We start from the raw sequence: 12,381 nt of genomic DNA, 5'->3' as shown, positions 1-12,381 counted from the left end.
ACCAGGCGAAAGTCTACGTGACGACGGCGGATGGTCTGTGCTGGCGCCACCATATTTCTCCGGCGATTCTTGTTCGCTGCGAAGCCCGCCGAGACGCTCGTCGCCCGGTAGGGACGGCCCTCACTGCAGGCAGAACTCGTTCCCCTCGGGGTCGCGCAGCACGATCCAGAAGTCGCCCAGCTCGCTGCCCTCGTTGACGACGGTCGCACCGAGGCTCGACACCCGTTCCGCCTCGGCCCGGACCCTCGCGGCGCGCTCCTCGCCCCGCAGGCCCTCGCCCACGTTGACGTCGAGGTGCACCCGGTTCTTGGCGGTCTTGGGCTCGGGCACCTTCTGGATGAAGATGCGCGGGCCCACGCCGTCCGGGTCGCTCACGGCGTTCTTGTCGTTCCACCGTTCCTCGGGCAGGCCCCAGGCTGTCAGCGCCTCCTCCCACGTGGTGAAGCCCTCGGGTGGCGCGTCGCGCACGTAGCCAAGCACCGCGCACCAGAACTCGCCGAGGGCACGCGGGTCTGCCGCGTCGAAGGTCACCTGAAACGTCTTGGCCATGGTCCAGCTCCTCGTTCGTACTTGCGCTCACCACGACGGGACAGAACTACGCCGTCGCCGCCTGCATCTGCCGGAGCTCCTTCTTGAGCCCCGAGATCTCGTCGCGCAGCCTGGCCGCCACCTCGAACTGCAGCTCGGCGGCCGCCGCGTGCATCTGGTCGGTGAGCTCCTGGATCAGCTCCGCCAGCTCGCTGGCCGCCGCGCCCGCCAGCCGGTTGCCCGCCGTCGCGCCTTCCTTCGGCGAACCGGGGACCCTGGCACCCGCCCTGCCCTCACCCTTCGCCTTGCGGTTGTTCCGGTACCCGCCGGCCAGAAGCTCCTGGGTGTCCAGGTCCTCACGGGCGAGCATGTCCGTGACGTCGGCGATCTTCTTGCGCAGCGGCTGCGGGTCCAGGCCACGCTCGGTGTTGTAGGCCACCTGCTTCTCACGACGCCGGGTGGTCTCGTCGATCGCCATGCGCATCGCCGGTGTGATCTTGTCCGCGTACATGTGGACCTGGCCCGACACGTTACGGGCCGCACGGCCGATGGTCTGGATGAGGGAGCGCCCGGAGCGCAGGAAGCCCTCCTTGTCGGCGTCGAGGATCGCCACGAGTGACACCTCGGGCAGGTCAAGGCCCTCGCGCAGCAGGTTGATGCCCACCAGCACGTCGTACTCGCCGAGCCGCAGCTCGCGCAGCAGCTCGACGCGGCGCAGCGTGTCCACGTCGGAGTGCAGGTAGCGCACCCGCACGTTCCGCTCCAGGAAGTAGTCGGTGAGGTCCTCGGCCATCTTCTTGGTCAGCGTGGTCACGAGCACACGCTCGTTCCGGTCCACCCGGTCGCGGATCTCGCCGAGCAGGTCGTCGATCTGCCCGGTGGTCGGCTTCACGACGATCTCGGGGTCGATCAGTCCGGTCGGGCGGATCACCTGCTCGACGACGCCGTCGGACAGCGAGCGCTCGTAGTCGCCGGGAGTGGCCGACAGGTACACCGTCTGCCCGATGCGCTCGGTGAACTCCTCCCACTTCAGCGGGCGGTTGTCCATGGCGCTCGGCAGCCGGAACCCGTGGTCGACGAGCGCGCGCTTGCGGGACGCGTCCCCCTCGTACATGGCGCCGATCTGAGGGACCGTCTGGTGGGACTCGTCGATGACGAGCACGAAGTCCTCGGGGAAGTAGTCGAGCAGCGTGTTGGGCGCGGTGCCTGGCTCGCGGCCGTCGATGTGCATCGAGTAGTTCTCGATACCGCTGCACGTGCCGATCGAGCGCATCATCTCGATGTCGTAGGTGGTGCGCATGCGCAGCCGCTGGGCCTCCAGGAGCTTGCCCTGCTTCTCCAGCTCGGCCAGCCGCTCCTCCAGCTCCTTCTCGATACCCCCGATGGCGCGCTCCATGCGCTCGGGACCCGCCACGTAGTGCGTGGCAGGGAACACGTAGATCGACTTCTCGTTGCGCACCACGTCACCGGTGAGCGGGTGCAGCGTCTGGATGGACTCGATCTCGTCGCCGAACATCTCGATCCGGATCGCGAGCTCCTCGTACACCGGGATGATCTCGACGGTGTCGCCGCGGACCCGGAACGTGCCGCGCGTGAACGACATGTCGTTGCGCGTGTACTGCATGGTCACGAACTGGCGCAGCAGCTGGTCGCGGTCCACGACGTCGCCCACGTCGAGGCGGACCATGCGGTCCACGTACTCCTGCGGCGTGCCGAGGCCGTAGATGCACGAGACCGAGGCCACCACGATCACGTCGCGCCGGGTGAGCAGCGACGACGTGGCCGAGTGCCGCAGCCGCTCCACCTCGTCGTTGATCGAGGAGTCCTTCTCGATGTAGGTGTCCGACTGCGCGATGTACGCCTCGGGCTGGTAGTAGTCGTAGTACGACACGAAGTACTCGACCGCGTTGTTCGGCAGCAGCTCACGGAACTCCGTCGCGAGCTGCGCGGCCAGCGTCTTGTTCGGGGCCATGACGAGGGTCGGTCGCTGCAGCTTCTCGACGAGCCAGGCCGTCGTCGCCGACTTACCGGTGCCGGTGGCGCCGAGGAGCACCACGTCCTTCTCGCCCGCCTGGACGCGTTCGGTCAGCTCGGCGATCGCCGTCGGCTGGTCACCTGCCGGCTGGTATTCGGAGATGACCTCGAAGGGGGCCACCGTGCGCTGCAGATCGGTCACGGGTCGCATGTGACTACGGTACGACCGACCACTGACACTCCCCACGAGCGCCCGCACCGCCCGTGCGGTGCGGGCGGCGCCGAGGGCGCGCCCGCCGGCCCGTCAGTGCAGCGTGCCGACCGCTTCGGCCGGCTCCGCCAGCTCGCCCCGGGCCGCCGCGAGCGCCGTGCGCACGACGATCTCCAGGGCGTGGGCGAGGGCGCCGAGCGGGAGGTGCGGCTCTCCGCCGTCGGACAGCGCGGAGGCCGCTGCCTCTCCCCCGACCTCCTCCGTGGTGCGCGGCACGTGGACGAAGCCCGACAGCACGTCCGGCCGCTCCGCCAGCGCGTGCTGCAGGGCGTAGAAGCTGGCGTTGCAGACGTACGTCCCTGCACTGTAGGTGACGCCCGCGGGGATTCCGGCCGCACGCACTGCGGCGGCGGCCGCCTTGACCGGGAGGGTCGCGAACCGGGCGGCGGGGCCGCCGTCGGCCACGGGGGCGTCGACCGGCTGGGCTCCCCCGTTGTCGGGGATCCGGGCGTCCATGAGGTTGATCGCGACCCGCTCGACCCGCACCTGGGTGACGCCGTCGGCCAGGCCGACGGCGAGGACCACGTCGGGCCGGTGCTCGTGCAGCAGCCGAAGCAGGGGGCCGTCCGCCGAGCGGACCCGGTCGAACACGACGGGGAGCACTGCGGTGACCAGCTCCTCCGGCCCTGCCCACCGCGCGGCGAGGGCCTCGACCGCCTCAGCCGACGCGTTGACGGTGTCGCCGCCGAAGGGCTCGAACCCCGTGACCAAGACCTTCATCTCGCACGCTCCTCACCCGGACCGCACGGATCACGCCGGCCGGATCACGCGGAGTCTGCCTCCGCCTCTTGCGCGACCTCCGCGGCCACGCGCTGCCACAGGGTATCCACCTGGGCGCGCAGGTCGTCCTCGCTCCCCGAACCGTCCAGGGTGAAGTCGGCGGCGGCGAGCCGCTCGTCGTCGCCGGCCTGCGACGCGAGCCGGGACCGCGCGGCGTCCTCGCTCAGCCCGCGCCCCTCGACGAGGCGCCGCACCCGCTGCTCCGCGGGTGTGTGCACCACCACGACCAGGTGGAAGTGGCCGGCCTGCCCGGTCTCGACGAGCAGGGGGATGTCGTGCACGACGACGGCGGCCGGGTCCTCTGCCGCAGCCCTGGCCTCCCGTTCCGCCGACAGCCGGCGGACCTCTGGATGCACGATGTCGTTCAGGCGGCTCCGTGCTGCGGCGTCCGCGAAGACCAGGGCACCGAGCCCCGGCCGGTCGAGGCTGCCGTCCGGCGTCAGGACGACGTCCCCGAACGCCTCGACGACCTCCGCGAGACCCACGGACCCGGGCGCCACCGCCTCGCGGGCCAGCAGGTCGTGGTCGACGACGACAGCGCCGAGCTCGGCCAGGCGTGCTGTCGCGACCGACTTGCCGGCCGCGATCCCGCCGGTCAGTCCGATGCGGAACATGTGGTCCTCAGAGCCCGGGTGGTTGAAATACTGCGGCTGCAGCGCGTCAAGGTTACCTCCTGATCAGCGTACCCAAACCCGATCACGGTGCCGCGATCGCACGTCCGACAACAGCCGGCGCCCGCGCATCGGACACCTGTCTGTCGTCTATTCGCCGGCCTGCCGGCCGGCGTCTTCACGCGCAGCCCGCTGCACCGACTCCTCGTGCTCGGCGTGAGCACTCAGCAGGAGCTCCATGAGCTCGGGCTCTTCATGGACCATCTTGCGATACTTCCCACCAAGACTGCGGATTATCTCCTCCTCGTGACGCAGCGCGTCGTACACCCGGACGCGCTCGGTGTGGTCCGCGGTGTAGCCGAGGTCCAGGTAATCGGTCGCGTGGCGTCGAGCGTTGGCAATAGCCGTTTGCGCCCGACCTGCCGGACTCAGCAGCGAAGCGAGCACCGTGACCACGAGGACCCCGACGATGACCGTGAGCGAGAGGCCCGTGCTGATCTCGAAGACCGGCACCGGTTCTCCGTGATTGATGATCGGCACATTGTTCTCGTGGAGCGCGTGGAGTACCAGCTTCACACCGATGAAGGCGAGTATCGTTGCGAGCCCGTACGAGAGGTAGATCAGGCGGTCAAGCAAACCGTCGAGCAGAAAGTACAGCTGCCGGAGACCCAGGAGCGAGAACGCGGTCGCGGTGAAGACGATGTACACGTTCTGCGTCAAACCGAAGATGGCGGGAATCGAATCAAGCGCGAACAGCAGGTCGGTGCCGCCGATCGCCACCATGACCAGGAGCATTGGCGTCAGCGCACGCTTACCGTTGTGGACCGTGAAGAGCTTGTCCCCGTCGTAGTCCGGGCTGGTGTGGAAGATCTTGCGCGCAATCCGCACCATGACGTTGTCGCCAGATTTGGACTCCGAGCTTTCCGGCTTGAGCATGTTCCCGGCCGTGATCAGAAGGATCAGTCCGAAGAAGTAGAACACCCACGCGAAGGAATTGATCAGTGCTGCGCCGAGGAAGATGAATCCGGTGCGGGCGACAAGAGAGAAAGCGATGCCGAAGAGCAGCACCTTCTGCTGGTCCTCACGCGGCACGCGGAAGCTCGTCATGATGATCAGAAAAACGAAGAGGTTGTCGACCGAGAGCGCTTTTTCTGTGATGTAGCCGGCGAAGTACTCCGACCCGGAATGGACGCCGGCTGCCACCAGGACGCCCACACCGAAGAGTATGGCGATCCCGACGTAGAGCGACGACCAGATCGCCGCTTCCTTCAATGACGGGACGTGCGCCTTGCGTACATGAAAAAAGTAGTCGAACAGGAGGAGGCCGAGAACCCCTGCGACCGTGATTGTCCAGACAAGAGGCGAAGCATCCATTCGGCCTGCTTTCGGTCAATGGGGCTGGGGCTCGTAGCGGCGGCAAGGAGAAATGGGTTCGCAGATGCGAATCCCCTCGAGGCTACACGCGTGAACGCATCGAAGGAACCGTGCCGGGTCAGAGTCAGAGTCAAGAGCCGAATATGGCTCCGTCCTGCCTTCTCGACCCGGCTCTGTCAGACGCAGGCCGGGCGCCGTCCACAGCCGGACGAGGCCCGCCGTGCGGCGCGCCGGCCTCAGATCCGAGCAGGCGTGCGCGCCGCCTGCCGCTCGGGCGTGAACGCGACGGGCAGCACCGCCGGGTAACGCGACCACGGCGACGGCGCCCAGGTCACGGTGGGGTCGGTGAGGCGCAGGTCGAGGCGCTCCATGAGGCTCTCCACGGCGATCTTCACCACCAGCCGTCCCGGACGCCGGGCGGGGCACGCGTGCGGTCCGACCCCGAACGACAGGTGCGACCGGTTGTTCGCCTCGAACAGGTCGTCGCTGGTGCGCACCCGGGGGTCGTTGTTCGCAGCGGCCAGGCCCATGACGATCGCGTCCCCTGCCCGGATCCGCGCCTTGCCGAGCGTGCAGTCGGTCACGGCGTACCGGGCCGGCAGGTTGGCGACGGGGGGCTCGCTCCACAGCGTCTCGTCCATCGCGTCGTCCAGGCCGCGGCGCACGCCGGTGACGCGCCCGGTGTACCGGGGGTCGATGAGCATGCGGCGCAGCGTGGCGGCGATCCAGGTCACGAGCATCTCGTTGGCCGCGCAGATCGCCACCACCATCGAGTGCACGATCTCCGTGTCGTCCTCGAAGCTCGGGTGCTCGACGAAGCGTGCGGTCAGGTTGTTCCCGGGGTTCTCCCGCGTCGCGAGGACGTGGTCGAGCACGATCTGGTCCATGGTGGCCAGCGCCGTCACGGAGTCGCCCCCGTGCCCGAAGATGCCGTGCGCGCACCGCAGGAGGGCGACGCCCTGCTGCTCGTCGAACCCGAACATCCCCGACACCGACAGGAACGAGACCGCCGCGGCGTACCCGCCGATCAGGTCGGCCTGGCCCTGGGCCGCGAACGAGTCGATCAGCCGGCTGCACACGCCCCGCACCATCGCGGCTGTCTGCGCCTCGTCGATGCCCGCGAACGCCTCGTCCACCGGGAGCCGCAGCCGCCGGTGGTCCGCGCCGTCCGCGTAGTACAGCGCTCGCCGTCCCGCCGGGGAGAGGATGGCATGCAGGGTCGACTCCAGCGGGAGCCGCTCCTTCCAGTGACGTGGGTTCCTGGCGAAGACGCTCTCCGTACGCATCACCTCCATGACCTCGGCGTGCCCCAGCACGAGCCAGCCCGGCACGCCCGGCTCCAGGTCCACAGGGGCCACCGGGCCCCATTGGTCCTGCAGCTTCCGCAGCGCCGCGGTCATGTCTTCCGCGCCGGTCAGGTCCACCAGCGCCACACGACCTCCGCTCCGCTGCGGTTCCAGGTCAGACATGGCCCTCCACCCGTCGATATTCATCGAATCATCCATCGAAGTATGGGGCGACCTGCGTAGACGCCCGATCGTGGGTTTCTATCACGGCCTGTGGAGAACACGTAACACCCGCGTGGTCCAGATCACCCCCGGCTGACCCGCTACGTTCAGTCTGTCTGTGCTCGCCGGAGGGTGAGGAACGGCGCGAGCACCGGCCGGAGCCGCGGCCCGTGGGACCATGCAGACGTGAGCATGCACGGTGGCGGCGGGAGTATGGGCGGAGGCCGCGCGATGCGGTCGTTCACGCAGGACGGCTCGGTAGCCCACCAGCGCCTGGGGTGGCCCACGCTGCGGCGCATAGCGGGCTTTGCCCGCCCCTACCGGGGCCGGCTCATCGTGTTCGTGCTGATCCTGGCCCTGGAGGCCGCTGCGGGAGCCGCGACGCCGCTGCTTTTCCAGCGCATCATCGACCACGGCATCGTCGACGGTGACACCCGCCTGGTGGTCCTGCTGGCCGGCGCCGCCGCACTGCTCGCCATCCTGGCCGCCGGCCTGTCGGTGGCTGACCGGCTCGTCTCGTCCCAGGTCGGCGAGGGGCTGATCCTGGACCTGCGGATCGCCGTGTTCGACCACGTGCAACGCATGCCGCTCGCCTTCTTCTCCCGCGCGCGCACCGGCGCCCTGGTGCAGCGGCTCAACGGCGACGTGCTCGGTGCCCAGCGCGCCTTCACCTCGACCCTGCAGACCGTGGTCTCCAACACCCTGACCATCGCGTTCACGCTCGCGGCGATGCTCACCATGTCGTGGGAGCTCACGCTCGGGGCGCTCGCGCTGGTCCCCCTGTTCGTGTTCCCCGCGCGCTGGTTCGGCCGCCGGCTCGCCGCGCTGACCCGGCGCGGCATGGAGGTCGACGCCGACCTCGGCCAGGTCATGAACGAGCGGTTCAACGTGTCCGGCGCGCACCTGGTGAAGATCTTCGGCGACCCGGCCACGGAGTCGGAGCGGTTCGCCGAGCCGGCGCGCGAGCGCCGCGACCTGGGAGTCCGGACCGCCCTGCTCGGCACGTGGTTCCGGGTGGGGCTGGCCACCATCGCGTCCCTAGCCGTGGCGGGCGTGTACGGGGTGGGCGGGCTGCAGGCGATCGCCGGTGAGCTCACGGTCGGCACGGTCGTGGCGCTCGCCACCTACCTCACGCGCCTGTACGGGCCGCTGACGGCGATGGCGAACGTCCAGGTCGACGTGATGACGGCGCTCGTCTCGTTCGAGCGGGTGCTGGAGGTGCTCGACCTGGAACCGTCGGTGGCCGAGAAGTCGGACGCCGTCGACCTGCGGGCGGCAGTCGCCACCCAGGGTGCCTCCGTCTCGATGGCGGGCGTGACGTTCCGGTACCCGCGGGCAGAGGAGGTCTCGCTCGCCTCCCTGGAGTCGGTGGCCGGGCAGCGCAAGGACCCCACGACGGACACGCTGCACGACGTCTCGTTCGAGGTCCCAGCCGGCTCCATGGTGGCGCTCGTCGGCCCGTCCGGAGCGGGAAAGACCACGGTGTCGCAGCTGGTCAGCCGCATGTACGACCCGACGTCGGGCGCGGTGCGCATCGCAGGGACCGACCTGCGCGACGCGACCTTCGCGTCGCTGCGGGCCACGATCGGCGTCGTCTCGCAGGACGCGCACCTGTTCCACGACACGATGGCGGCGAACCTGCGGTTCGTGCGTCCGGAGGCGACCGATGCCGACCTGGAGCGGGTGCTCCGCCAGGCGCGCATCTGGGACCTGGTCGACCGGCTGCCCGAGGGCCTGGAGACCGTGGTGGGTGACCGCGGCTACCGGCTCTCCGGGGGCGAGCGCCAGCGGCTCGCGATCGCCCGCCTGCTGCTGAAGGCGCCCGACGTCGTGGTGCTCGACGAGGCGACCGCGCACCTCGACTCGGAGTCCGAGGCCGCCGTCCAGGCAGCGCTCGACCAGGCGCTCGCCGGGCGCACGTCGCTGGTCATCGCGCACCGGCTGTCCACGGTCCGCGCGGCGGACCGCATAGTGGTGCTCGCCGACGGGCACGTGGCCCAGTCCGGCACGCATGCGGAGCTGATCGCCGCAGGGGGCCTGTACGCCGACCTGTACCGGACCCAGTTCGCGGGGACCGCCTGAGCCGGAGGTGAGCGCCGGCGGAGCGCCGAGGAACGAGGCGCACCGCCCGAAGCGAACCGCAGGCCCAGGCGGCAGAAGGCGGCGCCTGAGCCGGAGGTGAGCGCCGGCGGAGCGCCGAGGAACGAGGCGCACCGCCCGAAGCGAACCGCAGGCTCAGGCGGCAGAAGGCGGCGCCTGAGCCGGAGGTGAGCGCCGGCGGAGCGCCGAGGAACGAGGCGCACCGCCCGAAGCGAACCGCAGGCTCAGGCGGCAGAAAGCGGCGCCTGAGCCGCAGGCCCAGGCGGCCCCTGGTCGGCACCGCCGTCTGCTCGATGTCGCCGGCCTCATACGGCTCGCCCGGCTACCGCGCCGCGGCGGGGTCTTGGATCGCCGCCTCGATCCGGGCCAGGACGGCGCGCGACCGCTCCAGCTCGGAACGGTACCGCTCGGGCAGGTCGGCGGCGAGCCGGCGCCGTATGTCCACCGCTTCGCGCGCGAGGCCCAGCGCCTCGGAGTTCTTCCCGACGGCGCTGAGCGCGCTGGCCAGGTTGGAGACGGCGAGCGCCAGTTCCGGCCGGTGCTTGTCCGGGTTCTCGAGCACGAGCTGGCGACGCATCGCGACAGCCTCGCGCATGGGCCGCAGCGCCTCGTTCGCCCTGTCCAGGTCGAGCATGGTGGCCCCGAGGTTGGCGAGCGCCTCAGCGAGCCCGCCGCGGTACTTCTCCGGTTGGTCGCGCACGAGGCCCCGCAGCATGTCGACGGCTTCCTGCGTAGGGCGCAGGGCCTCCTCGAACCGGCCGAGGTCGGCGTAGCGCACGCCAAGGTTGGACAGCGACTGGGCGAGGAACTTCAGCGACCGCACGTTGTGCGATGCGAGCCCCCGGCGGATCGCCACGGCCTCCTCCTCGAGAAGGACCGCGTCGTCGTATCGGCCCCGCCGCGCATAGGTGACACCGAGGTTCGACAGGGAGTGGGCGAGGTAGTGCAGGTACCGGTCGGGGTGCTCGTCGGCCAGCACCCGCCGGATCTTGAGCGCCTCCCGCTCCAGTCGGAGCGACTCGTCCGCACGACCCGTGGTCGAGTACAGGGCGCCGAGCGCCGACAGCGCGCTGGCCAGCTCCGGACGCGTGCCCTGCTCGTTCACCGTCGCGAGCCGCCGCTGGAGGCCCAGCGCCTCGACGAGCACCGACTCCGCCTCCTCAGAGCGCCCAAGGGCCTCCAGGGTGGTACCGAGCTGGCCGAGCGACCACGCCAGCTCACCGAGGTGCTCGGGGCGGGCCTCGACCAGCCGGCGCCGGATCGCGACGGCCTCCGCGTTGGCGGGCAGCGCCTCCTCCGGGCGGCCGCTCTCGGTCAGGGCCTCGAAGTTGCCCAGCACCGCCGCGACGTGCGGCTCGTACTGGACGGGGTCGCCCTCGGCCAGACGCCGGTAGATGTCGAGCGAGGCCCGCTGCGCCGCCTCGGACTCGCCCGTGCGACCGAGCTCCGTCAACGACATCCCGGCGTTCTGCAGGGCGCGTGCGTGCTCGGCGTCGGCCCAGGGCGCGTCGCCTGCAGGGAACCCGCCGCACAGCGCGACGACCTCCTCCTGGACGGCGAGCGCGTCGTCGTGCCTGCCGACCGCCCAGTAGCCCGTCCCGAGACTGTTCAAGGCGCTGCACAGCGGCGGCCGGTACCGGTCCTCGTCGGTGCGGGCGAGGCGACGCCACAGGCCCACCGCCTCCCGCAGGAGCGCCACGGCGGCGTCGGGGTCGCCCTCCGCGACCAGCACGAGGCCGAGGTCGGCCAGCGCCTCCGCACGCACCGCGTCGTCGTCCCCGGCCCGGGCGAGGTCCGCGATGCGGTGCCTGAGACGGTCCAGCACCGGTACGGCGAGCGGGCCCGCCGAGCGCGGCAGCCGACGCGCCACCCGCATCAGGCACGCCAGGTCCTCCGGCCGCTGGTCCGGCAAGGCGGACACGGCGACCGCGATCAGCTCCCCGGTGACGTCCCGCTTCGCGGCGGGCCGGTCCAGGCTCATCCGCGTGGCCGCCTCCAGCACCTTGCACGCCTGCCCCTGCTCCAGGTCGCTCGTGCACGCGTCGATCAGCTCGTCCGACTCCGCCAGGACCTGCGCCACGAACAGCTCGGCCAGGCGTGGGACCCGGAACAGGTGGGCGCGGAGCCAGTCGACCGCCTCTGGCGTCTGCCTGTCGGCGTCGACGCCCGCGCAGCGTAGCGCGACACGCAGGCCGTCGTCCGAGCTGTCCCCCAGTAGCGTCGCCGCCGCCAGCGCGGCCTCGGCCGTACCGCCGGCCCCCGCAACGAGTCCCGCCGCGGTGGCCGAATGCACCCAACCGTCGCGCTCATGATCGAGCACGACGCCCAGAGCGGTGGCCGGATCGACCGGTTCGCGCCCACCGTCGAGCACCGCGGCAAGCGCGGTGGCGTGCAGGTCGAGCGCGCGGAGGCGCAGGCCCGGCGACGGCTCGAACCGGATGCGCGGCACCGGCCTGCCCAGCTTCCTCGCGAACCGGGCAGCTGCGCCGTCCAGCAGCGCGGGCACGTCGTCAGGGCGCTCGACCGCCAGGCCGAGCGCGGAGCCGAACGCCACGTCCGGGGCGGGGTCCGGAGCGGGATCCAGCGCCATCTGGGTGACCGGCGGAGGATGCTCGGCCCACAGGGAGCTGGTCCACCGCTCACGCCGCCACCACTGCCCGCCGGTGCGGGCGATGCACAGGATCCGCAGGCGTCCGCGCCACGGAGCCGCCCCTATGGTGTCGAACATCGCGGTGAGGCCGGGCCTGCACCCGGCGGTGTCCAGGACAAGCAGCACGCGGCGCGCCCCGACGACGCGGGACAGCGCGGCCACCTCCTGGCCCACCGGCACGTGGACCACCGTCCACCCCGTGCGGCGCAGCCTCCGGCCGAGCTCGAGCGCCAGCCGCGTCTTGCCGACCCCGCCGAGCCCGCTCAGCAGCCGCAGCGCCACCGGGTCACGCGACCGTGCCCACGACCGCAGCTCCGCCATCTCCCGCCCGCGGCCCATGAACGGCATCACGGCGCGCTCGGGCGCGAGGAGAGCAGCCGGGCCGGTGCCCCGCGTCTCGTCGGGTCCGAGTCGACTCATGGGGAGTTATCCAACAGCACTACGGCCGTCCTGGCCAGCGAGTCCGTGATACGCCCAAGAGTCACGCGAGACGACGTCTTCGCAGGTCATCGGTACAAGAACTGGCGCAGGCCGGCGTCGTGCACCGCATCCTGAAAACGACGACGGCCCGCCGCCCCCCGAAGG

Annotated in this window: 8 protein-coding genes; 1 reads left to right on the top strand and 7 read right to left on the bottom strand. The window is 70.9% G+C overall.

The window, feature by feature from the left end:
* Positions 1 to 120: 120 nt before the first annotated feature.
* The 6 genes from ACFS27_RS14760 to ACFS27_RS14735 all read right to left on the bottom strand — a co-directional run bounded on the left by ACFS27_RS14760 (position 121) and on the right by ACFS27_RS14735 (position 7,007).
* Positions 121 to 549, bottom strand: a complete 429-nt coding sequence (locus ACFS27_RS14760) for a VOC family protein (RefSeq protein ID WP_377184267.1) — start codon at positions 547 to 549, stop codon at positions 121 to 123.
* A 46-nt stretch (positions 550 to 595) separates the two neighbouring features.
* Positions 596 to 2,713 (bottom strand): excinuclease ABC subunit UvrB, encoded by a 2,118-nt coding sequence (gene uvrB / locus ACFS27_RS14755; RefSeq protein WP_377184265.1) that lies wholly within the window; start codon positions 2,711 to 2,713, stop codon positions 596 to 598.
* A gap of 93 nt (positions 2,714 to 2,806) precedes the next feature.
* Positions 2,807 to 3,493, bottom strand: a complete 687-nt coding sequence (gene pcp / locus ACFS27_RS14750; protein ID WP_377184263.1) for a pyroglutamyl-peptidase I — start codon at positions 3,491 to 3,493, stop codon at positions 2,807 to 2,809.
* A 44-nt stretch (positions 3,494 to 3,537) separates the two neighbouring features.
* A complete protein-coding gene (gene coaE / locus ACFS27_RS14745) occupies positions 3,538 to 4,167 on the bottom strand; it encodes a dephospho-CoA kinase (RefSeq protein WP_377184261.1) in 630 nt (209 codons plus the stop codon).
* A 147-nt stretch (positions 4,168 to 4,314) separates the two neighbouring features.
* Positions 4,315 to 5,538, bottom strand: a complete 1,224-nt coding sequence (locus ACFS27_RS14740) for a TerC family protein (protein WP_377184259.1) — start codon at positions 5,536 to 5,538, stop codon at positions 4,315 to 4,317.
* Between the two features lie 236 nt (positions 5,539 to 5,774).
* Positions 5,775 to 7,007, bottom strand: a complete 1,233-nt coding sequence (locus ACFS27_RS14735; RefSeq protein ID WP_377184257.1) for a cytochrome P450 — start codon at positions 7,005 to 7,007, stop codon at positions 5,775 to 5,777.
* Positions 7,008 to 7,238: 231 nt separating this feature from the next.
* Between ACFS27_RS14735 and ACFS27_RS14730 the strand changes: the two genes are divergently transcribed.
* On the top strand, positions 7,239 to 9,128 hold the full coding sequence (locus ACFS27_RS14730; protein WP_377191043.1) for an ABC transporter ATP-binding protein: 1,890 nt from the start codon (positions 7,239 to 7,241) through the stop codon (positions 9,126 to 9,128).
* 340 nt (positions 9,129 to 9,468) lie between these two features.
* Here the strand turns inward: ACFS27_RS14730 and ACFS27_RS14725 are convergent, their stop codons facing one another.
* Positions 9,469 to 12,216: a tetratricopeptide repeat protein gene (locus ACFS27_RS14725; RefSeq protein WP_377184255.1), complete on the bottom strand. Its 2,748-nt coding sequence runs from the start codon at positions 12,214 to 12,216 to the stop codon at positions 9,469 to 9,471.
* Positions 12,217 to 12,381: the final 165 nt, after the last annotated feature.

Origin of the sequence: Promicromonospora vindobonensis, assembly GCF_042685865.1 — a bacterium.
In the GTDB taxonomy this organism is placed as follows: domain Bacteria; phylum Actinomycetota; class Actinomycetes; order Actinomycetales; family Cellulomonadaceae; genus Promicromonospora; species Promicromonospora vindobonensis.
This window is presented reverse-complemented; position numbering and strand designations above follow the sequence as displayed.